Genomic DNA, 24,280 nt, shown 5'->3' on the forward strand with positions numbered 1-24,280 from the left:
AGATTCCGGGGTATGCCGCTCATGTGGAGGCGGTCAGTCGTGCTACGAAGTATATGAAGGCAGGTGGTTACATCGGAGTTGGCCTTGGCGGTGTGTCTTCGTTGCTGGCTATTGAGCAGGTATGTAACGTGGATTCTGGAGCTGCATGTGAGAGGGTTAAGTTCACTGAAGGGGGGAAATTCGCTGGAGCCACATTGGGGGGTATTTGGGGTGGAGTGACGGGTCAAATTGCGGGTGGTTCAATCTGTTTGGGGATTGGAGTGGCAACCGGCGGGCTTGGAGGGGTCGTCTGTGTCGCGGCCTTAGTCGGGGCCGGCGCCTGGCCAGGTACGACTTTCGGTGAGATGGGTGGCGATTATATCGGGGAAAAAATTTATGAGGCTTTTCAACCATGACCCGTATTGACTCTTGGTCACCCTGGGCTGCGATCATTTTTACCGGCGGGCCTTTTCTGCTCGAACTCGTGAGTATTGCGTACAGCTTGTTCCTGAGTCATCGACATTTGGATGCGATAAAAGAGGCATTGAAAAACAGTCGCTATATTTATCTTTGGGGGCCGAGCCTGGGGAGGCGCGGCTATATTTGGTCGTTGTTGGAGATGGCGAAAATCACCGGGATGATAGCGATGCCAAGGACATATATCCGCATTGGTGACTTGAGCCCTATCGATTATGAAAACTTTCCTCCGTACCTAAAACGCCTGCTGAACCTACATTTAGCAATGGTAGTTGGCACTGGCGTTTGGCTAGGAACTGTATTCATAGTTTTAAAATTTAGGTAGATAGAACGGGCCTCCCTGAGGCCCGATATGCTCAGACTGCTTCCAGGACGTGACTTCGATTTGAATGTAGCTAGGCGTGCGTAGTACACAGGCCTAATCTGCACCGACCGGCCCCAGGACAAAAACAATGAAAACCCTACCGCCCGTTCACCGCATCGCCTTGCTGTTCAACGGCAGCAAGATCTACGACCGCGGCATCATCGCCGGCATTGGCAATTACCTGAGCAGCACCCGCGCATCCTGGGACCTGTTCCTGGAAGAGGACTTCCTCTGTCGCCTGCGCGGTATCGAGCGTTGGCAGGGGGACGGCATCATTGCCGACTTCGATGACCCGCTGATTGGCGAGGCGCTGGCCGGCAGTCGGCTTCCAGTGGTGGCGGTGGGTGGCTCTTATGAGGATGTCAGCAAGTACCCCAAGGGCATTCCTTATGTGGCCACCGATAACCATGCCCTGATGAAGCTGGCCTACGAGCATCTGGTGGAGGCGGGGTTGACGCGGTTTGCCTGTTTCAGCCTGCCCGAAGCCCAGGCCAATCGGTGGGCCCAGGAGCGTGAGAAAGCTTTTCGCCGCTTGATGCAGCGCGATGGCTTGCAGGTTGAGGTGTATCGCGGCCTGGGCACCAGTGCGCCGTTGTGGGACAGCGCGGTGGAGCAGCAGATTGCCTGGCTGCACAGCTTGCCCAAGCCTATCGGCATCATCGCGGTGACCGATGCCCGCGCTCGGCAATTGCTGCAAGCCTGCCTGACGGCGGGCATTGCCGTGCCGGAGGAGGTGGCGTTGATCGGCATCGACAACGACCCGCTGACCCGTACCCTCACGCGGGTGCCGCTCAGTTCGGTGATCCAGGGCACCGAGACCATGGGCCGCACCGCTGCGGCGCTGTTGCATCAGATGCTGCACGGCAAACCCTGCACGGGCACGCAGGTGCTGGTGCCGCCGGACGCCATCAACGTGCAGGCCTCCAGCCTGCATCAGCCCCTAGGCAATCCTTACGTGATGCAGGCCTTGTTGTTTATCCGCCAGTACGCCTGCCAGGGCATCAAGACCGATCAGGTCGCGGCCTATGTCGGTGTTTCCCGCTCGTCCCTGGAAGCGCATTTTCGCAAGGCCCGCGGCTGCAGCGTGCATGATGAGATTCTGTGCTTCAAACTTGCCGCTGCCGCCAAAGGCCTGGAAAACCACAGCCTTGCGATTGCCGACATTGCTGCACGCTGTGGCTTCACCTCTGCGCAGTACCTGCATACGGTGTTTCGCCGCGAATTTGGCTGTACGCCGCGTCAGTATCAGCAGGGCACGAACTAGAACACCGCTTTGACCTGCAAACCCAGCACCAGCGCATTGTCGATGCTCTCCCCGGAAAAAGCCCCCGGCTCGATGATGTATTGCACATCCGGGCGCAAGGTCAGCCAAGGCGTGGCCTGGTAGCCATAACTGAGCTCAATCAGCTGTTCGGCCGTGTCCAGGTCGGGATAGGCCGTGCCGGTGTTGAACGCTGCCAGCTCCTGTACATCACGGCTGCGCGGGTTCGGCACCGCGCGGCCATAGCCCAGGGCGACGGTATCGCGCGGGCGACCCTCGAACGGCTTGTACAGCACCACGCCCGCGCCATACCACTTGGTGAACGGCGAGGCCGCTTGGCTGGCGGCAGAGTACTGCCCGAAGGCGTGCAGGCTACGGCCTTGGGATGACTGGGAGGCCCACACAGCCTGGTCGATCAAGAGGTAGTGACCGCCGCGCCCGCTGACGTCCTTGTTGCTGCCAATGCGTTTTACATCGGAACTGTCGTAGTAATACCCGAGCTTGTATTCCCCGGGCAGTGCGCCCGCATGCTTGTAGATAAGCTCGATGGGCACCACGGTGCCGGTGGTGTGCTTGGGTCCCAGGTGCCAGGCACGGCTGGAGTTGCCGTTGCTGGACGGGTCGACATTGAAGGCCGCCACGCGCAGTTGCCAGTTGGGCGAAAAGTCGTACTTCACCCGGGCACCCAGGTGCGCATTCGGGTAGTTGGCCCAGCCGCTGCCGCCGGACATGTTCAGCGGATGCCCGCAGAACCCGGCGTTCATGAAGTTGCACAGGATGCCGCTGTCCAGACCGCCGAGGTCATTGCCCATGGCCATATAGCCCAGCTTGAGGTTCAGCGCCGGGGTGAACAGCGTGCGCTCGTAGCTCAGCTCGGTGAGGCGCGTGTAGAGGCCGCCGTAGTTTTCCTGGATCGGCAGGCGGTTGCCCACCAGGTCTTCGGAGGCGCTGTTGCCGCGTCGGTCGTTGATGGTCAGCTGGATGCGGTCGCCGTTGTTGAAGGCGTAGAGCTTGCCCAGGTCGAACTGCACGCCGAGCTTGACGTTTTGCGAGTAGCGCGCCGAACGGTGCTGGCCGCCGTGGGCGTTGTAGGCGGTCTCGCCGCTGTAGTCACCGGTAAAGCGCACACCTTGCGCGTCGAGTTCGCGGCGCAGGCCGCCCCAGTCGCCGGTCAGGGTGGTGTCGTCGGCTTGAACGGGCAGGGCGGCCGCAAAGGCCAGGCCCAGCGCCAGGCGCCAGACGGTATGAGGAGTAGGGGTCATGGGGGATCTTTCCAAACACAAAGCGCGGTGCCGGAGCACCGCGCGAACAGAGGGCGGTTACGGCAAGGCGTAGGCGATCACGTAGTCGCCACGGTCGGTGGACTGGCGTGCGCCGCCGGCGGTGACGACGATGTATTGCTTGCCGGTTTTCGGCGACACGTAGGTCATCGGCCCACCCTGGCTGCCGACGGGCAGGCGGGCTTTCCAGATTTCATCGCCATTGCCGCTGTTGAAGGCGCGCAGGTAGAAGTCCTGGGTGCCGGCAATAAAGATCAGGCCGCCTTGGGTGGACAGCGTACCGCCCAGGGTCGGCAGGCCCACCTTGATCGGCAGGTGCATGCGGATACCCAGGGGGCCGGTGTCTTCAACGGTGCCCACCGGTACTTGCCAGGCGACCTTTTGCGTCTTCATGTCGATGGCGGTCAAGGTACCGAACGGCGGCGCCTGGCACGGAATGCCGGCCACCGACAGGAAGCGGTTTTTGTTCACCGCATACGGCGTACCCTTGAGCGGCACGGCGCCCATGCCGGTGTTCAGCGCTTCACCACCGGAAGAGGCCTGGGCCTTGTTCTGCGACGGTATCATCTGGATCCACAGGCCCAGGCGCATGTCGTTGACGAAGATAAAACCGTGCACCGGGTCGGTGGAAATGCTGCCCCAGTTCATGCCGCCCAGGGAACCCGGGAAACTCAGGGATTTATCGGTGCCTGGTGCGGTGTACAGGCCGTCGTAGCGCATGCCCTTGAAGTCGATGCGGCACAGCAACTGGTCATACGGCGTCGCGCCCCACATGTCCGACTCGGTCAGGGTTTGCGCGCCGATCTGCGGCATGCCCACGGATTTCGGCTGGGTCAGGGAATACGGCTCGTTGGGAATGTTCGCGGCTTTGACCGGAACTTCCTGCACGTCCGTCAGCGGCTTGCCCGTGGCGCGGTCGAGCACATAGATCTGCCCGGCCTTGGTGCCGATGACTACGGCGGGTACAGCCTTGTCGCTGCCTGGCGGGGTGAAGTCGATCAGGCTGGGCTGCATCGGCAGGTCGAAGTCCCAGAGGTCGTTGTGGACCGTCTGGTACACCCACTTCTCGGCACCGGTGGAGGCGTCGAGTGCCAGCACCGAAGCACCGTATTTGTGGTTGAGCTGGGTGCGCTCCACACCGTAGATATCGGTGGACGAGCTGCCCATCGGCAGGAAGACCGTGTTCATCAGCGGGTCGTAAGACATCGGCGCCCAGCTGTTCGGGGTGCTGCGCACGTAGGTGGCGTCGCCCGTCGGAGCCTGCTTGTCTTCAGGGTTGCCTGGGTCGAACGCCCAGCGCATTTGACCCGTGATCACGTCAAAGCCACGGATCACGCCACCGGGCATATCGGTCTGCACGTTGTCTGCCACGCGACCGCCGACCACCACGGTGGTGCCGGCCATCAGCGGCGCCGAGGACAGTTGATAGTAGCTGTCCGGCACATTGCCCAGGCCGGCCTTGAGGTCCACCTGACCATGGGTGCCAAAGTCTTCGCAGAACTTGCCGGTGTCGGCGTCTACGGCGATCAGGCGTGCATCAATGGTGTTGGTCAGCAGGCGACGCTGGCACTGCGCACCGACAGGCACGCTGGCGGTCAGGATCGGCGAGCTGCTGGGCTGGGTCGGCTGGGCAATCGGCGCGCTGGCGTCGAAATACGCCATGCCCCGGCAACGCTGCCACACTGCCGACTTGGCGTTGACTTCGTTTTTCCACAGTTCTTTGCCGGTGTCGGCATCCAACGCGATCAGGTTGTTGTGCGGGGTGCAGATAAACACTTTGTTGCCGACCTGCAGGGGCGTCAGCTGGTCTTCGGCACCGTTGCCGTCGCTGATGGCCACGTCGCCGGTGTGGTAGGTCCAGGCGACTTTGAGCTTGTCGATGTTGTCGCGGTTGATCTGGTCCAGCGCGGCGAAACGGCTGCCACCTTCGGTATTACCGTAGTGGGCCCAATCTTTCTGCGCATCGGCCGCCGCCACCGGGGTCATGCCCGGGCCTGCACCGGTGGGCGCAACGCTTGGGTGCGCGACAAACATATTGCCCGCCGCCACCGCCACGCCCAGCGCCAACACGGCGGCGACGCCATAGGCACCCCGCGCCGGTTTGCCGGCCAGCAATGGATACACCAGCGCCACAACCACGCCAATCACCGCAAACATGAACAGTCGCGAGAACAGCGGCCAGTATTCCAGGCCCACGTCGGCCACCGCCCACACGGCAGTAGCCACTAGAAACGCGGCGAACAACCAGGCGCCGGCAGGCTTGCAGCGGGCAATCAACAGCCCGGAAATGGCCATGGCCACGCCGCCGAGCAGGAAGTACCAGGAGCCTCCCAGGCTGACCAGTTTGGCGCCGCCGACGGCCAGCGCAAGGCCGAGCAGGGCGATGACGACGCCCAGGCCCAGGAGTAAGAATCTAGAGACGCCAGCGGCGCGCGATGCTCGTTTCATGTCGAATGGACTCGAGTGAGAGAGGGCAAAGACGCGATTTTAGCAAGATAAGTAACCAGTTAGTACATTTGAGTCCTGCAATAGACTGTTGCAGGTACTGCGATGATGGCGCGGCCCTCTTCTGAAGGGGTCAGTAGGTAGCCCAGACAATCGACAAACCTCTGTGGCGAGGGAGCAAGCTCCCTCGCCACGGCATCAGAACTTGAAGCGCCCCACCAGCCCATTGAGCTGGCCGGAAATATCCGTCAGCCGCCCTGAACCGGTCTGCGCCGAATGCGCAAAGCCTTCCACCAACTGCGCGTCGGCGTGGATCTGCGCGATATGCCGGTTGATCTCTTCGGCCACCTGGTGCTGCTCTTCGGCGGCGGTGGCGATCTGGGTGTTCTGGTCGCGAATCGAGTCCACCGAACCACGGATCTTGTCGAAGCTGTCGCGGGCCTGCTGGATGCGCTCCACGCTGGTGTTGGACACCAGCAAGCTGCCTTGCATCTGCTGGGTGACTTCCTGGGTGCGGCGGGCGAGGTTGCCCAGCAGGCTGTCGATTTCGCCGGTGGAGTCGGCGGTGCGACGCGCCAGTGCACGCACTTCATCGGCGACCACCGCAAAGCCGCGGCCCTGGTCGCCAGCGCGGGCAGCTTCGATCGCGGCGTTGAGCGCCAGCAGGTTGGTCTGTTCGGCAATCGAACGAATGGTGTCGAGGATGGTGTTGATGTTCTGGCTGTCTTGCTCGAGCAACTGCATGGTCTGTGTGGATTTTTGCAGGTCTTCGCTGAGCTTGAGCACGCTGCCGGTGGCTTCGCCGATGTGCTGCTGGCCGGTGTGCACGTCGCGATAGCCCTCATCGGCACTCGTGGCGGCGGCGCTGCATGAGCGCGCGACTTCGTTGGCGGTGGCGACCATCTCGTTGAACGCAGTGCTCACCAGTTCCACGGCTTCGCGCTGGCGGCCGGCGGCCTGGTTCATATTGTTGGCCACGGCGCTGGTGTCGGCGGCGGCGGTTTGCAGGTCTGAGGAGGCGTTGCCGATGCGCTGCACCAGTTGCGCGATCATGCTCAGGAACTGGTTGAACCAGCCGGCCAGGCTAGCGGTTTCGTCCTTGCCTTGCACTTTGAGCTGGCGCGTGAGGTCGCCTTCACCTTCGGCGATTTCCTGCAGGCCGTCGGCCACACCGCGAATCGGACGCACGATCACACGGGCGAAACTGGCACCGACGATTGCGAACACCACGGCCAGTACGGCGGCGATCGCAGCGATCAACCACGTCAGGCGGGTGGCGCCCGCCATCACTTCGTCACGCTTGATCAGGCCGATAAAGCGCCAGCCCAAGTCTTTGGAACTGACCACGTTAGCCATGTAGGCCACGCCATCGATGCTCACTTCGGTCACGCCATCGCCGTGCTTGGCCAGTTCGGCGTAGTTCGCGCCCAGGCCCGCCAGGGGCTTGAAATTGTGCGTGGCATCGCTGGGGTCCACCAGCACGTTGCCGTCGGCTTCCACCAGCATCAGGTAGCCGCTGTCGCCCAGCTTGATGGTGCGCACCAGCTCGGTGAGTTGCTTGAGCGACACGTCCAGGCCAACCACCCCAAGGACGTTACCCGTGGCATCCGCGACGGTGCGCACGGTGCCGATCAGCACCACATCGTCCGGGGCCCAGTAGTAGGCGCCTGTGCGCACGGTCTTGCCTGGCGCTGCGATGGCGGCCTGGTACCAGGGGCGGGTGCGCGGGTCGTATTGCGTCAGTTTGGCGTCGTCTGGCCAACTGGCGTAGCCGCCATCGCTCAGTCCCAGGGACAGGTAGGCGGTGCTGGGGTGGCTTTTGGCGAACTGATCGAAAATCGCCAGCAGCTCTGTGTTGGTCGGCGTAAGCGGGATTTGCGCGGCATCGGCGCCGGCATAGCTTTTGAGGTTCTTGGCCGCGATCACGCGCGGGTCCTTGGCGACGAAGTCGACGTTCTGGCTGATGCCGTCGAAAAACTGCTGCATGCCATTGTCGATCTGGCGGATCTCGCGGCCGCTGCTGTCGAGGAAGTTGGCCAGCGCACCCTCGCGCAGATTCAGCACCACGATAATGGCGACCAGGATGACCGGCACGCACGCGATGGCCGCAAACGCCCATGTCAGCTTCTGCTTGATATTCATGACTTCACCCGCGGGTATTTATAGTTTTGGCAAGGGGAGAAAAATTAGTGCTGCGTGTCGCAGGCGTTTTTGTGAGAGGCGAGGCCATGCGTACCCTCGGTATATCGGCCGAGGAAGTTGGCACTTGAGCAGGGGGAATCAGGCGATCGGGTCACCGACCAGGGCATCGCGGCGCATCGACTGCAGGTTCTTCTCGATGGTTTCGCAGATGCTTTCCATCTGGATCTGGTGTTCGCTGGAATTGAACGGGCTTTGCAGGTCGGTGCCGATGCGTTCGATGGCCAGCAGCATGAAGCCCACGACTGTGGAAGCCAGCGGCGTGAACCAACCGAGGGATTCCACCAGGCCCACCGGTACGATCAGGCAGAACAGCGAAATGAATAGCCGCGGGAAGTACACGTAAGGGTAGGGCAGTGGTGTGTTGGCAATCCGCTCCATGCCGCCCTGGGCGTTGGAGAGGTCCACCAGGGTCGACTCCAACCGCGCCAGGCGGATGCTGTCCAGGCGCCCGGCCTGGTATTCGCGCGCCAGCAACGAGGCTGAGCCGGTGAGGATGTCATTGGCGAAGTTATTGGTGGCGCCGTTGCGCGCAAATTCTTCGGCGGGGATAAAGGCTCGCACTTCCTCCGGGCACGGCTGGCCCTTGAGGTGCGCAGCCAGGCAGTTGACGTAAGCCACGTGACGGCGCAACAGCGTCGACTTCACCGGGTTCACCTCACCGGGGGCGTCATCGAGCAGGGTCAACACTTGCCGGGCAAAACTGCGCGAGTTGTTGACCATCGCACCCCACAGCGTGCGTGCTTCCCACCAGCGGTTATAGGCGCTGCTGTTGCGAAAACTGATCAGCACCACCAGTGCCGAGCCGAGCAAGGTCAGGGGCATCAGCGGCAAATTGATCTTGGCGGTGAGAAACAGCATGAAATCCACCGTCACCGCCACATCCCACAACAACAGCCAGAACAACGCCCAGCCCACATAGCCCATGGTCTTGATGATCAGGCGGTATTTCTTCAGAAGGGCAGCTTTCAAACGAGAACCTCGCGGCGGGCGGTTGGCAACAATCCCCTGTTACGACGCCGTCGAGGAAGGAAGGTTCGCAGTGTGCTGAATCGATTAGTCCTCTAACCGCCAGGCGGAGAGAATGTAACCAAAGGTTGCGCGTAAGTGTGTGCTACGGGGCATTTGACGGTGGAACAACTTTGGTACTGATGACGTCTTGTCCGGCAATCGCTGTACATTGCGTTCGAGGCAAAAAGCCATTAATGGCAGGAATTTTGAAGTGATTTGTTTTGGGGCCGGGCTGCAGGGATTTCGTAGCTGAGATCAGTGGCATCAAGTTGGATGATCAGGGCTCTTTCATGCGTGTCAGTTCGTTGAAGTTGGCTATGTGTAATACCGCGCAAGCGCTCGAACGTCATAAGGATTTTGAATCGTGCATGAGAGCGCATTACCACGTGCTGCTCGTGCCCTATTCAAAACGACCGTTTTTCTACAAGAGTGCCCTTAAATACAGCCGCTTGATGGTGTCGTTTGCATTATTGAGCCAATACTTTTCCACACCGCTTCCGTTGTTGGCAGAAGTTAAAGCCTTGTGCGTAACGCGCAAATATTGTTCGAAAAACAGCCTGGAATCGATTTTTTTGCTATTCCGGGCCCTGGGTTTCATGGAGGTTGCGCCGCACCCCGAAGACAGTCGCTTCAGGGTGTATGCACCCTCGGATGAAGCCTGCCGCGAAGCGCGGTTGATGCTCACCGCCCTCACGGAGTCGTTGGCGCTGCTCTACCCCGAACGGGAAGTGTTCCGGCAGATGCGTGACTTGGATGACCGTGAGTTCCTGGCGCTCTATTTCAAAGGTTTTGCCATGATTCTCGCGGCCGAGTTGACGGTGGATGTCTTGCTGCCCGAATGTTATTGGCTGGTGAAACGCGATGCCGGCCATCTGTTGATGCTGGCGATCTACAACGATGCCTTTGCCCCTGAGAACGACCGCGCCACCTTCCGGTCGTCTTCCTACCTGGCCTTGGCCAAGCAACTTTCCGTGTCCAAGACCCACATTATCCGTATGGTGCAGGAGGGGGTCGAAAAGGGTTATTTCAAAGCCCACTCCAAAACCCGGCTGGAAGTTCTGCCACCCTTTGCCAGCCTGGTAAAGCGGTTCATGGCCTTTTCATTTGCGATGGGCCTGCATGCTATTGAGATGGGAGCGTAAGGATGCCTGCTAACTTGAAGTTGCGGCCCAGAATGCGCAGTTTGTTGTCACCTGCGGTGACCCAAGCCGAATGGGTCGGGATTATTGCCTGGGTCGGCATGCTCCTGATTCCTGCGGCCCTGAAGTTGGATTTTTATATGTTGGCCGTCACGGTGGGCCTGCTGATTGTTTGCCGGGTACATGCCACCACCACGAACTTTCTGCTCTGGCGAGTGCTGGGAGTCACCTATATGGTGTTGTTGTCCGTCGGCTTCGCTTATCTGATTCATATGCACGCAGAGTTGCGTATCTATGGCTTGCCGTTGGCGGTGACCCTGGTGGTGGGCAGTGCAATCTTGTTTATCAGTGTCCAGGATTATCTGGCCGATGCGCTATTGATCTGGCTGATCCTGTGGCCGCCCATGCAGGCGGATATATACGCCGGCACCGAGGTGTATTTGCTGCTGTTCTGCGCGGCGTCGGTGTCCATCGGGTTTATCTTGAGTTATTCCTACTTGAAGAACCTGCGTTCGGTATTGCTGGTGGAAAGCGAGTTTCGCGCCTTGGCCGAGACCGACTACCTGACGTCCATCCTCAACCGGCGCGCCTTTATGCAGAGCTTCGAGAAGTTGCTCGGTGGGGAGCGGGGCGGCTACTTCATCATGTTGGATATCGACAGTTTCAAGGAAAAAAACGACCTGTATGGCCACGACGTGGGGGACAAGATTCTGCGCGCCATGGCGCTGTGCCTGAAAAACGCCAAGGGCAGCCACAGCTTCGGACGGATCGGCGGGGAAGAGTTCGGCGTGTTATTGCAGGGCGACGATGTGGAGGTGGCCTGTGATTATGCCCTGGACTTGTTGCAGGCGATCCGCAGCAGCGTGCCTGCGCCCCACCATTACACCTGCAGTGCGGGGATGGCGCGTTTTTCGCCAGGCGACGAGTTGTCGGCCGTACTCAAGATGGCGGACAAGAACCTGTACGGCGCCAAGCGCAATGGCAAGGACTGTGTGCACCTGGACGGCGCATTGCTACAGGCGGTCTTGTCCTGACGCGTGCCGTCTAGTGCTGTGACAGAACGCTCGCCAGCAACCCAGGGAAGCGGCTTTCCAGCTCGTCACGGCGCAACGAGTTCATATGGGTGGTGCCCACATTGCGCGTGTGCACCAGGCCGGCATCGCGCAATACCCGGAAGTGATGGGACATGCTGGATTTGGGCCGCCCCCCGTCGAGTTCGCCACAGGTGGCCTCTGGCACGTTGGCCAGGTAGCGCACGATGTCCAGGCGCACGGGGTCGCTCAAGGCGTACAGCACACGCTCAAGCGTCAATTCTTGGGGGGTAGGGTGTTTGAAGGCTCGCATGGGGCGGATCATAACAGGGGGGTAGCGTTCAATACCATAGTTCGATTACCATCGAACTATCGAATCACCCACCCCTTCCTGGAGTTCTCAATGTCGGCTTTGTTCGAACCGTTCAAACTCAAAGATGTGACCTTGCGCAATCGCATTGCTATCCCCCCGATGTGCCAATACATGGCCGAAGACGGCATGGTCAACGACTGGCACCACGTCCACCTGGCCGGCATGGCCCGTGGCGGTGCCGGCCTGCTGGTGGTCGAGGCCACCGCGGTCGCCCCTGAAGGACGCATCACCCCAGGCTGCGCTGGGATCTGGAGCGACGCCCACGCCCAGGCATTCGTGCCCATGGTCAAAGCCATCAAGGCCGCAGGTTCGGTGCCGGGCATCCAGATCGCCCACGCCGGTCGCAAAGCCAGTGCCAATCGCCCCTGGGAAGGTGATGACCACATCCCGGCTTCCGATGCCCGCAGTTGGGAAACCATCGCGCCGTCGGCCATTGCGTTCGGTGCCAACCTGCCCAACGTACCGCGTGCCATGACCCTGGAAGACATCGCCCGTGTGCAGCAGGACTTCGTCGACGCGGCCCGTCGCGCCCGCGATGCCGGTTTTGAATGGATCGAACTGCACTTCGCCCACGGTTACCTGGGCCAGAGCTTTTTCTCCGAGCATTCCAACCAGCGTACCGATGCCTACGGTGGCAGCTTCGACAACCGCAGCCGCTTCCTCCTCGAAACCCTGGCTGCGGTGCGTGAAGTCTGGCCGGAAAACCTGCCGCTCACCGCCCGGTTCGGCGTGATCGAATACGACGGTCGTGATGAGCAGACCCTCACCGAGTCCATTGAACTGGCGCGCCGTTTCAAGGACGGGGGCCTGGACCTGTTGAGCGTCAGCGTCGGCTTTACCATTCCTGACACCAACATCCCATGGGGCCCGGCCTTCATGGGCCCGATTGCCGAGCGAGTGCGCCGTGAAGCCGGTATTCCGGTGACCTCGGCCTGGGGCTTCGGCACGCCGCAACTGGCCCAAGGCGCTTTGCAGGCCGGGCACCTGGACCTGGTTTCGGTAGGGCGTGCGCATCTGGCCGACCCGCATTGGGCCTACTTTGCTGCCAAGGAGCTGGGCGTGGACAAGTCCTCCTGGACCTTGCCGGCGCCTTACGCGCATTGGCTGGAACGCTATCGCTGAGGTACGCCTGCGCGTTGCATGAGCCACTCGATTGAGTGGCTTTTTTTCGCCTGTCGCTTTTCGCGACCTACGCGGTGAAAAATAACAAATGAGAATCGATGTCAAACGAGAATCCGCTGATATATGATGCGCCGCGAATTCTTGGCAGGTTTGCCGTCCCATCTGGCTCATTCACTAGGTTCTACACCCATGCGTCGTACCCTGATTTCCATCTGTGTGCTCCAGGCGTTTTCCCCCTTCGCGTGGGCAGAGCAGGCACCTGCCGAGAACGCCAGTATCGAGCTGCAAGCGACCAATGTCACCGCCACCGCGGACCTTGAGTCGGCCCAAGGCCCCGTGCAGGGCTACCACGCCACACGTTCAGCCAGTGCGACGCGCACCGACACCGCCATTCATGAAACTCCACAGTCGATTAGCGTAGTGCCCAAGGACGTGGTCGAAGACCTCGGTGCAACGCGCCTGCAGGATGCCCTCGATTACGCGGGCGGCGTGGGCCGCGCCAACAATTTCGGCGGCCAGGGCCTGACCACCTTTACCGTGCGCGGCTTCACCACCGGCGAGTTCTACCGCAACGGTTTCCCGATCAACCGCGGTTACCCGAACATGCCGGACGCCAACACCATCGAGCGTCTTGAAGTGCTGCTCGGCCCTGCGACCATGCTCTACGGCCGTGGCGACCCAGGCGGTACCTTCAACGTGGTGTCCAAGCAGCCGCTGGCTGAACGCACCGTCACCCTGGGCAGCCAGCTCAATGACCAGGGCATGAAGCGCGGCACCCTGGATGCCTCCGGCCCGCTGGACGAGGAAGGCCGCCTGGCCTATCGCCTGAACGTGGTGGGCGAGGGCGGCGACACCTTCCGCGATCACGTCGAGACGGAACGCTACGGCGTGACGCCGGTGATCACCTGGCAGGCCACCGATGACACCAAGGTGACCTTCGAAGGCGATTTCATGCGCAACAACCACCCGCTGGACCGCGGCCTGACGCGTTTCCCCAACCAGCGTGGCACCCCCTCGCGCGATACGTTCTGGGGCGACAAGGATGCTGGCAAGCTGCACAACGACAACAACATGGCGCAGTTGCGTTTCGAGCACGTGCTTAACGACAACTGGACCCTGGGCGGCGGTTTTCAATGGTTGGACGGCAGCCTGAAGGGCAACGCCATTGAGGCCAATGGGCCGGGTAGCCTGGGCGCCGATGGCCAGACCCTGCAACGCAACTTCAACTACCGCAAGCTGGAATGGACCGACAAGGACTATCAGCTCAACCTGACCGGGCACTTCTCCACCGGCGGGTTCGATCACACCTTGCTTACCGGTATCGAGTACGAGGACTACGACTACAAGTCGATTATCCAGCGTTCCAGCGCCGCGGCGGGCACCTACCCAATCGATATCTTTGATCCGGTGTACGGTCAAACCCGCCCGGCGCTGACCCGAACGCCGACCCACGATAAGGAAAACCTCAAGACCTACGCCGCTTTCGTACAGGACCAGGTCGCCCTCACTGAACGGCTGAAAGTACTGGCCGGTGCCCGCTTCGAGCGTTTCGAGCATGACTACCAGAACTATGTAGGTAAAAGCTGGCAGGCCGCCGACAACGCCGTCACCCCGCGCGTGGGTGTGATCTACGACCTCACCGACACCGTCGCGGTCTATGCTGACGCCGCACGTTCGTTCAAACCCAACACTGGCGCCAGCCGCGAAGGTGGTGGTTTTGCGCCGGAGAAAGGCAAGTCCTACGAGATGGGCCTCAAGTGGGAGGCGCTGGACCGGCAGTTGAGCGTGGATGCGGCGATCTATCAGATCGAGAAGAAAAACGTGCTGACCCCCGATCCGGTGGACAGTGCCTTTAATGTCGCGGCCGGCCAAGTGCGCAGTCGTGGATTTGACCTGAACGTTGCAGGCAACCTCACGCCCGAATGGCGCGTGATCGGCGGTTACGCCTATGTAGATGCCGAAGTCACCCGTGATAACACTCTGCGCTCCGGCACTCGCTTGATGAACATCCCGCGCAACAGCTTCAGCCTGCTCAACGTCTACGAGTTCCAGGACGGCGCGCTCAAAGGCCTGGGCCTGGGCGCCGGCGGCAAGTACGTCGACCAGCGCGCCGGCCAGACCGCCAATACGGCATTCTCCATGGACGCCTATACCGTGGTCGACCTGCTCGGTTACTACAAGGTCAATGAGCGTGTGCGCTTGAACCTGGATGTGAAGAACCTGTTCAACCGTGAATATGAAGAGGGCGCGTTCGGCAATATCTACGCTTACCCTGGTGCACCGCGAACTGTGCAGGTGGGCATCGCCTACACCCTGTGATGAACAGCTGCGGTACCACGCAGGGCCTGGGGCGAGGGAGCTTGCTCCCGCCACGGCGCCTATCTACCTGACGCCCCGCGTTCCAACTGTGGGAGCTGGCTTGCCTGCGAAGACGGCCTGCCAGCCGACGCATTTCTACCTGACGCCCCGCAATCCAACTGTGGGAGCTGGCTTGCCTGCGATGGCGGCCTGCCAGCCGACACAGGGTGTCAGACCGAGTACATATCCATTCCTGCGGTAACGGCTGCTCAGGGTTCCGCTTTTACAGCGGGTCACTTTTGGAAAAGAGCCCGGAATGCCGGCCCAGCCAAAAGTAACCAAAAGGGCTCTTGCCCCACCACTCGGCACCTCGCCTAGGCTCGGTGTGCCCGTAATCCGCCAGTGATTTGGGGGGGCGCCTAAGATCAAGATCAAAAGCAGAGCAAGAGCACGAGCGGCTCGCTTCGCATCGTGAGCTGGGCGAAAGTTAACAGTCAGGAATGACGCGGGGTTACAACGGCGTCAACACATTCATCACCGTGTCCAGCGCGACCCGCGTGTCATCCAGTTGCACCAGCGACGCATGCCGCGCACCCAGGGCATCGCGGTTCTGGATCGCCGTGAGGATCGCTTTGTGCCGAGGCAGACTCAGGCCCTGGATATCCGGACGGCGGTTGGTGATGTTGATCGACTCGCGCAACGGCAGCGAGAGCATGTTGCACATATAGGCGAGCAGGTCGTTGCGGGTGGCGTCGGCAATCGCACGGTGGAAGTCCAGGTCGGCCTGTAGCAGCTCCTCGTGGGTCTTGGCGGTTTCCATGCCTTGGTAGGCGTGTTCGATAGTGGCGATGTCTTCATCGGTGGCGGTGGTCGCGGCCATCGCGGCGATTTCCGGTTCGAGGATGCGGCGCACCCCGGCCAGGGTGTTGAAGAACTCGCTGTGGGGCGTGGACTGCATCAACCAGGACAGCACGTCCGGGTCGAGCAGGTGCCATTTCAAGCGTGGCCGCACCACCGCGCCCACCCGTGGCTTGGAATACACCAGGCCCTTGGCGCTGAGCACCCGCGTGGCTTCGCGCAATACCGAGCGGCTGACCTGGTATTCCTCGCACAGCGTAGCTTCCATGGGCAAGCGTTCTTCAGGCTTGAAACGACCGGAAACGATGTGCATGCCCAGGTCCTGAACGATCTGGGCATGCTGGCTCTTGCGCGGCTTGGGCGGCTGGTGATCCATAACGACGGGGAGGCTCTGGCTTAGATTCGCCGCATCATAGCATCCCAATTAGTGGGAATGCCGTGGGACTTCTGCCCCGCGACAGCCCACCAGGAAGTCAAAGTCACAGCCTTGGTCGGCCTGCAGCACATGGTCGATGTACAGCTGGCGATAGCCGCCGCCGATGAGGTTTTGTGCTGGGGGCAGGTCGGCCATGCGCGCTGCCAGCTCGGCGTCTGGAATGTCCAGGTGCAGGCGGCCATTGGCGCAATCGAGTTCGATCCAGTCACCTTCCTTCACTGTTGCCAACGGCCCGCCGGCAGCGGCTTCCGGGGCCACGTGCAACACCACGGTGCCGTAGGCGGTGCCGCTCATGCGCGCATCGGAAATGCGCACCATGTCCGTCACGCCCTGGGCCAGCAGCTTGGCCGGCAGGCCCATGTTGCCGACTTCGGCCATGCCGGGGTAACCCTTGGGGCCGCAGTTTTTCATGACCAAAATCGAGTTGGCATCCACGTCCAGCTCCGGGTCGTTGATGCGTGCCTTGTACATGTCGAAGTTCTCGAACACCACGGCGCGGCCACGGTGCTGCATCAGTTCGGGGCTCGCTGCCGAAGGCTTGAGCACCGCACCCAGGGGCGCGAGGTTGCCACGCAGCACGCAGATGCCGCCGTCGGCGCGGATCGGGTTGTCCAGGGTGCGGATCACTTCGTCCTGGCCGTAGATCGGCGAATCCTGGGTGTTCTCGCCCAGGGACTTGCCATTGACCGTCAAAGCGTTCGGGTGGGGGATCAGGTTGGCCTCACCCAGGCGACGCAGCACCGCGGGCAGGCCGCCGGCGTAGTAGAACTCTTCCATCAAGAAGCGCCCCGAGGGTTGCAGGTCGACGATGGTCGGCATACCGCGCCCGATGCGGGTCCAGTCATCCAGGTCCAACTCCACGCCGATGCGCCCGGCGATGGCTTTCAGGTGGATCACCGCGTTGGTCGAACCGCCGATGGCTGCGTTTACGCGAATCGCGTTTTCAAACGCTTCTTTGGTGAGGATCTTCGACAGCTTCAAGTCTTCGCGCACCATCTCGACCGCACGCATACCGGACATATGCGCCAGCACATATCGCCGTGCATCCACCGCCGGGATCGCCGCGTTGTGGGGCAGGGACGTGCCCAGCGCCTCGGCCATGCAGGCCATGGTCGAGGCCGTGCCCATGGTGTTGCAGGTGCCCGCCGAACGCGACATGCCGCCCTCGGCCGCGAGGAAATCATCCAGGGTGATGGTGCCGGCCTTGACCTGTTCGCTGAGCTGCCACACCACCGTCCCCGAGCCGATGTCCTGGCCCTTGTGCTTGCCGTTGAGCATCGGCCCGCCAGTGACCACGATGGCCGGCACATCACAACTGGCGGCGCCCATCAGCAGCGCTGGGGTGGTCTTGTCGCAGCCGGTGAGCAGTACCACGCCATCAATCGGATTACCGCGAATCGCTTCTTCCACATCCATGCTCGCCAGGTTGCGCGTGAGCATGGCGGTAGGGCGCAGGTTGGATTCGCCATTGGAAAACACCGGGAACTCCACCGGGAAGCCTCCGGCCTCGATCACGCCACGCTTGACGTGTTCGGCTATCTGACGGAAGTGCGCGTTGCACGGCGTCAGCTCCGACCAGGTGTTGCAGATGCCGATGATCGGCTTGCCATGGAACTGATGGTCGGCAATGCCTTGGTTCTTCATCCAGCTGCGGTACATGAAGCCGTTCTTGTCGGCAGTACCGAACCACTGGGCAGAGCGTAGGCCGGGCTTTTTGTCAGGCATGATCGATTCTCTTATTGTATGACTATATGTTCTATGCGTGCTTAAACATAAGCGCAAAATCGCCGCTTTGGAAGTGTTGTTTTGCAAATAGTCATACTATATAGTCGGTCTTAACTGAGGTATGGCCCTGGCGGATTTCGTCAGAGGCGTCCCCCGAGCTTCTATAAAAACAACAATCGGAGATCGACCCCATGAGCCAGGAACTGCGGCTTATTCGGCGCATCACGCTGAAACTGATTCCCTTCCTGATCTTGCTGTACCTGATCGCCTACGTGGACCGTTCCGCCGTAGGGTTCGCCAAGCTGCACATGGGCGCTGACGTGGGCATCGGCGACGCCGCCTATGGCCTCGGTGCCGGGTTGTTCTTCATTGGCTATTTCCTGTTCGAGATTCCCAGCAACCTGATGCTCGACCGCTTCGGCGCGCGGCGCTGGTTTGCGCGCATCATGATCACCTGGGGCGCCATCACCATCGGCATGGCGTTCGTGCAAGGGCCGCACAGCTTCTATGTGATGCGTTTTCTGCTGGGCGCGGCGGAGGCGGGGTTCTTCCCCGGCGTGCTGTACTACATCACCCAATGGTTCCCGGTGCGCCATCGCGGCAAGATCCTCGGGCTGTTCATCCTCTCCCAACCGATTGCAATGATGATCACAGGTCCAGTGTCCGGCGGTCTGCTCGGCATGGACGGCATTCTCGGCCTGCATGGCTGGCAGTGGCTGTTTATCGTGATCGGTACCCCGGCGATCCTGCTGACCTGGCCGGTGCTGCGTTACCTGCCGGACGGCCCCCAGAAGGTCAACTGGATGAGCGAGGAAGAAAAAGCCTGGCTCACCGGCGAGCTGCACAAAGATCTGCAAGCCTACGGCCAGACACGCCATGGCAACCCCTTGCATGCGCTCAAGGACAAGCGCGTGTTGTTGCTGGCGCTGTTCTACCTGCCGGTGACCCTGAGCATCTACGGCCTCGGCCTGTGGCTGCCGACCCTGATCAAGCAGTTTGGCGGCAGCGACCTTACCACCGGCTTCATCTCCGCCGTGCCCTATATCTTCGGCATCATCGGCCTGTTGATCATCCCGCGCAGTTCCGACCGTTTGAACGACCGTTACGGCCATCTCGCCGTGCTCTATGTGCTGGGCGCCATCGGCCTGTTCTGCAGCGCCTGGCTCACGGTGCCAGTGCTGCAAATGGCCGCGCTGTGCCTGGCGGCGTTTGCAATGTTTTCCTGCACCGCCGTGTTCTGGACCCTGCCGGGGCGCTTCTTTGCCGGCGCCAGTGCGGCGGCCGGTATTGCCTTGATCAACTCGGTGGGCAACCTCGGCGGCTATATCGGCCCGTTCGTGATCGGTGCGCTCAAGGAGTACACCGGCAACCTGGCCTCAGGCTTGTATTTCTTATCCGGTGTGATGGTGTTCGGGTTGCTGCTGACCCTCGTGGTCTACCGCTTGTTGGAACGCAAGCACGTGCTGCCCGTCGACCAATTCGCCGCCAGCGCCCGTGGCGCCACACGCACTTAAATCCAGGAGAACCTGCATGCGTTTAGTTCAGTTCGAGTTGAGCAACGGTGAGCGCCGCGTCGGCGTGGTAGAAGGCAACCAGGTACGCGAAGTGCGCGGCGCCCACAGCGTGCGTGAACTGGCGCTGGCCGCCATCGAAGCCGGCGGCAAGTTGCAGCAACAGGTGCAAGCCCTCGGCCTGGGCGCCAGCCATGACTACACCGCTTTGTTGGCGGACCACAAAATCCTGCCCCCGCTGGACCACCCCGACCCGGCCCACATGCTGATCAGCGGCACCGGCCTCACCCACCTGGGCAGTGCCTCGGCCCGCGACAAGATGCACCAGCAGGCCGGCGACGACAGCGCGATGACCGACACCATGCGCATCTTCAAATGGGGCGTGGAGGGCGGCAAACCAGGCGCCGGCCAGGCCGGTGTGCAACCGGAGTGGTTTTACAAAGGCGATGGAAGCATCGTCGTGCGCCCGGGCCAGGCCTTCCCGGTGCCGCCGTTTGCCGAAGATGCCGGCGAAGAACCAGAAATCGGTGGCCTCTATGTGATCGGGCATGACCGTAAGCCCTATCGCCTGGGTTTTGCGGTGGGCAACGAGTTCTCCGACCATGTGATGGAGCGCAAGAATTACCTGTACCTGGCCCATTCCAAGCTGCGCAGTTGCAGTTACGGCCCGGAGCTGCGCGTGGGCGAACTGCCCGAGCATCTGGCGGGCACCAGCCGCATCCTGCGCAACGGCGAGGTCATCTGGCAGAACGAATTCCTCAGTGGCGAGGCCAATATGTGCCACAGCCTGGAAAACCTCGAATACCACCACTTCAAATACAGCCAGTTCCTCAAGCCGGGTGATGTGCACATTCACTTCTTCGGCACCGCCACCTTGTCATTCGCCGACGGTATACGTACCCAGCCGGGCGATGTGTTCGAGATCAGCCAGGCTGAATTCGGCGCGCCGTTGATCAACGGTATCGGCAGCAGCGATGCGGCATTTGAACCCGGCCAAGTCACCCCCCTTTAAGGAGATCAACATGACCCCGTTCCTCGGCCACAACTACATCGGCGGCCAGCGCAGCGCCAACGGTAGCACTAAGCTGCAAAGCATCGACGCCACCACCGGCGAAGCCTTGCCCCAGGATTTCTACCAGGCCACCGCCCAGGAAGTGGACGCCGCCGCCCAGGCCGCGGCCCAGGCGTACCCGGCCTATCGCGCCTTGAGCGCCGCACGACGTGCGCAGTTTCTGGATGCGGTGGCCGATGAGCTGGACGCCTTGGGCGATGACTTCGTCGAACTGGTCTGCCGCGAAACCGCATTGCCGGCCGCACGCATCAAAGGCGAACGCGGGCGCACCAGCGGCCAGATGCGTTTGTTCGCCACCGTGCTGCGCCGCGGTGACTTCTACGGCGCGCGTATCGACAAGGCCCTGCCAGAGCGCCAGCCGTTGCCGCGCCCAGACCTGCGCCAATACCGCATCGGCCTCGGTCCGGTGGCGGTCTTTGGTGCCAGTAACTTCCCCCTGGCATTCTCCACCGCCGGCGGTGACACGGCGGCTGCATTGGCCGCCGGTTGCCCGGTGGTGTTCAAGGCCCACAGCGGCCACATGGCGACCGCCGAGCGCGTGGCCGATGCGATCATTCGTGCCGCCGAGGCCACCGAGATGCCGGCCGGCGTGTTCAACATGATTTTTGGCGGCGGCGTCGGTGAGGCGCTGGTCAAGCACCCGGCGATCCAGGCGGTTGGCTTTACCGGCTCACTCAAAGGCGGCCGCGCCCTATGCGACATGGCCGCGGCGCGCCCGCAACCGATCCCGGTGTTTGCCGAAATGTCGAGCATCAACCCGGTGATCGTGCTGCCCCAGGCGCTGCACGCCCGCGCCGAGAGCATCGCCCGCGACCTGACCGCCTCGGTGGTGCAAGGCTGCGGCCAGTTCTGCACCAACCCAGGTCTGGTGATCGGTATCGCTTCGCCTGCGTTCACCGCGTTCACTCAGCAGGTCGCGCAATTGATTGGCGAGCAACCGGCGCAAACCATGCTGAATGCCGGCACCCTGGGCAGCTACGGCAAGGGCCTGGAAAAACTCCGCTCTCACCCGGGCATCCAGCATCTGGCGGGCAGCGCGCAATCGGGCAACCAGGCGCAACCGCAGCTGTTCAAGGCGGATGTACGTCTGTTGATTGACGGCGACGAAGTGCTGCAAGAGGAAGTGTTCGGCCCCACCACGGTGTTCGTCGAAGTGGCCGACCAGGCCCAACTCAGCGCCGCCCTGCAGGGGCTGCACGGGCAGTTGACCGCCACGCTCATCGGCGAACCGACCGACCTGCACCAGTTCGCCGAACTCACGCCGCTGCTGGAACAGAAAGTCGGGCGCATCCTGCTCAACGGTTACCCCACTGGCGTGGAGGTGTGCGATTCCATGGTTCACGGCGGGCCGTACCCGGCGACTTCCGACGCCCGTGGCACCTCGGTCGGCACGCTGGCCATCGACCGTTTCCTGCGCCCGGTGTGCTTCCAGAACTACCCTGATAGCCTGCTGCCCGACGCGTTGAAAAACGCCAACCCCTTGCGTATTCAGCGCCTGGTAAATGGCACGCCATCGCGCGAATCGCTGTAACTGATCAGGAGGCTTCATGTCGTTGAGCGCAGTCACCCCGCACCGTGCCCGGTTGGGCGAAGGGCCGTTCTGGGATGTACCGACCCAGGCCCTGTATTGGGTGGATATCGCCGCCCGCCAGGCGCTGCGTCTGATGGGTGGGCAGTTGCAGGTGTGGCAATTGCCTGAGCACGTCTCGGCGTTCATCCCCTGTCAACGCGGTGATGCGCTGGTGACCTTGAGCAGCGGCGTATATCGCCTGGACCTGGCCACCGAAGCCTTGACCCTGCTGTGCGTAGCCGACCCGCAAACGGGCAACCGCGGCAATGAAGCACGCTGCGATGCCCAGGGCCGGCTGTGGTTGGGCACCATGCAGAACAACATCGGCGAGCAGGGCGAAGACCTGCCGATTACCCGGCGCTCCGGTGGCCTGTTTCGCATCGATGCCGATGCGCGGGTCACGCCGTTGCTGGCGGGCCTGGGCATTCCCAACACCCTGCTCTGGAACGAGGAGGGCAGCCAGGTGCATTTCGGCGACAGCATGGACGGCACGCTCTATCAGCATTCGATCCAGGCTGACGGTCAACTCGGTGCCGCCCAGGCCTGGTTCGGGCCGCACACACGCGGCGGGCCGGATGGCTCGGCCATGGACGCCGACGGCTACATCTGGAATGCGCGCTGGGACGGCAGTTGCCTGCTGCGTCTGACGCCTTCAGGTGAGGTGGATCGCATAATCGAACTGCCGGTCAGCCGTCCCACCAGTTGCGTGTTCGGTGGGCCCGAGCTCACCACGCTGTACATCACCAGCGCGGCGAGTCCCTTGGATCACCCCCTTGATGGTGCGGTATTGGCCATTGAAGTCGATGTTCCTGGCAAGCCTTGCCATCGTTTCGCCGGTTAAACCCAAGACTTAAAAAAACAACAACAAGAGGTGTCGTTCATGAAAAAGGTTCTACGCGTTCTGGCTGCCGCTGTTGCGTTAAGCAGCCTCAGCAGCATCGTATCCGCTGAAGACGTGAAGATCGGCTTTCTGGTCAAGCAGGCCGAAGAGCCCTGGTTCCAGACGGAGTGGGCGTTTGCGGAAAAAGCCGCCCAGGACAAAGGCTTCAAACTCATCAAGATCGCGGTGCCCGACGGCGAGAAAACCCTCTCGGCCATCGACAGCCTGGCCGCCAACGGCGCCAAAGGCTTCGTGATCTGCCCGCCGGACGTGTCCCTGGGCCCTGCGATTGTCGCCAAGGCCAAGGTCAACGGTTTGAAAGTGATGGCCGTGGATGACCGCTTTGTCGATGCCAAGGGCAACTTCATGGAAGACGTGCCGTACCTGGGCATGGCCGCGTTTGAAGTCGGCCAGAAGCAAGGCGCCGCCATGGCCGCCGAAGCGAAAAAACGTGGTTGGGACTGGAAGGACACCTACGCGGTGATCAATACCTTCAACGAACTCGACACCGGCAAGAAACGCACCGACGGCTCGATCAAATCCCTGGAGGAAGCCGGGATTCCCAAGGACCACATCCTCACCGCCGCGCTCAAAACCCTCGACGTACCTGGCAGCATGGACGCCACCAACTCGGCCCTGGTCAAGCTGCCGAGTGGGGCGAAGAACCTGATCATCGGCGGCATGAACGACAACACCGTGCTCGGCGGCGTGCGTGCCACCGAAAGTGCCGGTTTCGCCGCAGCCAACGTGATCGGTATCGGCATCAATGGCACCGACGCCATCGGCGAATTGAAGAAAGCCAACAGCGGCTTCTTCGGCTCAATGCTGCCCAGCCCGCACATTGAAGGCTACAAAACCGCTGAGATGATGTACGAGTGGGTTACCCAAGGCACCGAGCCGCCGAAATACACGGCCATGGACGAAGTGACGCTGATCACCCGTGAAAACTTCCAGGCGGAACTGACCAAGATCGGGCTGTGGAAATGACCGCTGCGGCCCTGCGGTTTGACGGCATCGGCAAGACCTTTCCCGGGGTCAAGGCGCTGGACGGCATTTGCTTCACCGCCCACCCCGGGCAGGTGCACGCGTTGATGGGCGAGAACGGCGCAGGCAAGTCGACCCTGCTGAAGATCCTCGGCGGCGCCTACATTCCATCCAGCGGCACCGTGCAGATCGGCGCGCAGACCATGGCCTTCAAATGCGCCGCCGACAGCATCGCCAGCGGTGTGGCGGTGATTCACCAAGAGCT

At 61.7% G+C, this 24,280-nt stretch carries 18 protein-coding genes and 3 pseudogenes; 13 read left to right on the forward strand and 8 right to left on the reverse strand.

Annotated features, from left to right (window positions below; translation table 11 throughout):
• The 3 genes and pseudogenes from BOP96_RS30295 to BOP96_RS27750 form a co-directional block, all read left to right on the forward strand.
• A pseudogene (locus BOP96_RS30295) lies at positions 1 to 395 on the forward strand (PAAR domain-containing protein); the annotation flags it as partial.
• Positions 392 to 781 (forward strand): hypothetical protein, encoded by a 390-nt coding sequence (locus BOP96_RS27745; protein WP_054895673.1) that lies wholly within the window; start codon positions 392 to 394, stop codon positions 779 to 781. The pseudogene BOP96_RS30295 and the gene BOP96_RS27745, both read left to right, overlap by 4 nt.
• A 127-nt stretch (positions 782 to 908) precedes the next feature.
• On the forward strand, positions 909 to 2,084 hold the full coding sequence (locus BOP96_RS27750) for a XylR family transcriptional regulator (protein WP_073454629.1): 1,176 nt from the start codon (positions 909 to 911) through the stop codon (positions 2,082 to 2,084).
• Here BOP96_RS27750 and BOP96_RS27755 read toward each other — a convergent pair.
• The 5 genes and pseudogenes from BOP96_RS27755 to BOP96_RS27770 all read right to left on the reverse strand — a co-directional run bounded on the left by BOP96_RS27755 (position 2,081) and on the right by BOP96_RS27770 (position 8,977).
• Positions 2,081 to 3,343, reverse strand: coding sequence for a carbohydrate porin (locus BOP96_RS27755; RefSeq protein ID WP_073454631.1), 1,263 nt, complete (start codon positions 3,341 to 3,343; stop codon positions 2,081 to 2,083). The genes BOP96_RS27750 and BOP96_RS27755 overlap by 4 nt on opposite strands.
• A 57-nt stretch (positions 3,344 to 3,400) precedes the next feature.
• Positions 3,401 to 5,809, reverse strand: a complete 2,409-nt coding sequence (locus BOP96_RS27760; protein WP_073454632.1) for a glucose/quinate/shikimate family membrane-bound PQQ-dependent dehydrogenase — start codon at positions 5,807 to 5,809, stop codon at positions 3,401 to 3,403.
• Positions 5,810 to 6,004: 195 nt separating this feature from the next.
• Positions 6,005 to 6,541 (reverse strand): annotated as a pseudogene (locus BOP96_RS31025) (methyl-accepting chemotaxis protein); the annotation flags it as partial.
• 327 nt (positions 6,542 to 6,868) lie between these two features.
• Positions 6,869 to 7,948: pseudogene (locus BOP96_RS31030) on the reverse strand (HAMP domain-containing protein); the annotation flags it as partial.
• Between the two features lie 138 nt (positions 7,949 to 8,086).
• Positions 8,087 to 8,977 carry a bestrophin family protein gene (locus tag BOP96_RS27770; RefSeq protein WP_003190542.1) on the reverse strand — a complete coding sequence of 297 codons (891 nt, stop codon included), beginning with the start codon at positions 8,975 to 8,977 and terminating at the stop codon, positions 8,087 to 8,089.
• A gap of 329 nt (positions 8,978 to 9,306) precedes the next feature.
• Here BOP96_RS27770 and BOP96_RS27775 point away from each other — a divergent pair, with 329 nt between their 5' ends.
• Both BOP96_RS27775 and BOP96_RS27780 read left to right on the forward strand, forming a co-directional pair.
• The gene (locus BOP96_RS27775; protein ID WP_172832686.1) at positions 9,307 to 10,158 is read left to right on the forward strand and encodes a hypothetical protein; all 852 of its coding nucleotides are present in this window, start codon (positions 9,307 to 9,309) and stop codon (positions 10,156 to 10,158) included.
• Between the two features lie 2 nt (positions 10,159 to 10,160).
• Entirely contained in the window at positions 10,161 to 11,189 is a 1,029-nt protein-coding gene (locus BOP96_RS27780; RefSeq protein ID WP_014718066.1) for a GGDEF domain-containing protein, read from the forward strand.
• A gap of 10 nt (positions 11,190 to 11,199) precedes the next feature.
• Here the strand turns inward: BOP96_RS27780 and BOP96_RS27785 are convergent, their stop codons facing one another.
• The gene (locus BOP96_RS27785) at positions 11,200 to 11,499 is read right to left on the reverse strand and encodes an ArsR/SmtB family transcription factor (RefSeq protein WP_003190545.1); all 300 of its coding nucleotides are present in this window, start codon (positions 11,497 to 11,499) and stop codon (positions 11,200 to 11,202) included.
• A gap of 90 nt (positions 11,500 to 11,589) precedes the next feature.
• On the opposite strand from BOP96_RS27785, the gene BOP96_RS27790 reads away from it, so the two are divergent.
• Positions 11,590 to 12,681, forward strand: a complete 1,092-nt coding sequence (locus BOP96_RS27790; RefSeq protein ID WP_014718067.1) for an NADH:flavin oxidoreductase/NADH oxidase — start codon at positions 11,590 to 11,592, stop codon at positions 12,679 to 12,681.
• 189 nt (positions 12,682 to 12,870) lie between these two features.
• The gene (locus tag BOP96_RS27795) at positions 12,871 to 15,000 is read left to right on the forward strand and encodes a TonB-dependent siderophore receptor (protein ID WP_073454633.1); all 2,130 of its coding nucleotides are present in this window, start codon (positions 12,871 to 12,873) and stop codon (positions 14,998 to 15,000) included.
• Between the two features lie 490 nt (positions 15,001 to 15,490).
• On the opposite strand, the gene BOP96_RS27805 is transcribed toward BOP96_RS27795, so the two are convergent.
• Positions 15,491 to 16,213, reverse strand: coding sequence for a FadR/GntR family transcriptional regulator (locus BOP96_RS27805; RefSeq protein WP_003190551.1), 723 nt, complete (start codon positions 16,211 to 16,213; stop codon positions 15,491 to 15,493).
• Between the two features lie 48 nt (positions 16,214 to 16,261).
• Positions 16,262 to 17,998 carry an IlvD/Edd family dehydratase gene (locus tag BOP96_RS27810; protein WP_073454634.1) on the reverse strand — a complete coding sequence of 579 codons (1,737 nt, stop codon included), beginning with the start codon at positions 17,996 to 17,998 and terminating at the stop codon, positions 16,262 to 16,264.
• Between the two features lie 191 nt (positions 17,999 to 18,189).
• On the opposite strand from BOP96_RS27810, the gene BOP96_RS27815 reads away from it, so the two are divergent.
• From BOP96_RS27815 to BOP96_RS27840, 6 genes are all read left to right on the forward strand, one after another.
• On the forward strand, positions 18,190 to 19,512 hold the full coding sequence (locus tag BOP96_RS27815) for an MFS transporter (RefSeq protein WP_003190554.1): 1,323 nt from the start codon (positions 18,190 to 18,192) through the stop codon (positions 19,510 to 19,512).
• Positions 19,513 to 19,528: 16 nt separating this feature from the next.
• Positions 19,529 to 20,521: an AraD1 family protein gene (gene araD1, locus BOP96_RS27820; RefSeq protein ID WP_014718070.1), complete on the forward strand. Its 993-nt coding sequence runs from the start codon at positions 19,529 to 19,531 to the stop codon at positions 20,519 to 20,521.
• A gap of 10 nt (positions 20,522 to 20,531) precedes the next feature.
• Positions 20,532 to 22,112, forward strand: coding sequence for an aldehyde dehydrogenase (NADP(+)) (locus tag BOP96_RS27825; protein ID WP_020302091.1), 1,581 nt, complete (start codon positions 20,532 to 20,534; stop codon positions 22,110 to 22,112).
• A gap of 16 nt (positions 22,113 to 22,128) precedes the next feature.
• Positions 22,129 to 22,992, forward strand: a complete 864-nt coding sequence (locus BOP96_RS27830) for an SMP-30/gluconolactonase/LRE family protein (RefSeq protein WP_014718072.1) — start codon at positions 22,129 to 22,131, stop codon at positions 22,990 to 22,992.
• Positions 22,993 to 23,031: 39 nt separating this feature from the next.
• Positions 23,032 to 24,018 (forward strand): substrate-binding domain-containing protein, encoded by a 987-nt coding sequence (locus BOP96_RS27835; RefSeq protein ID WP_038449809.1) that lies wholly within the window; start codon positions 23,032 to 23,034, stop codon positions 24,016 to 24,018.
• Positions 24,015 to 24,280 (forward strand): ATP-binding cassette domain-containing protein (locus BOP96_RS27840; protein WP_138726255.1); only part of this gene is annotated, 266 nt, incomplete at its 3' end. The genes BOP96_RS27835 and BOP96_RS27840, both read left to right, overlap by 4 nt.

This window comes from Pseudomonas sp. FSL W5-0203 (assembly GCF_001896155.1).
GTDB lineage: Bacteria > Pseudomonadota > Gammaproteobacteria > Pseudomonadales > Pseudomonadaceae > Aquipseudomonas > Aquipseudomonas paracarnis.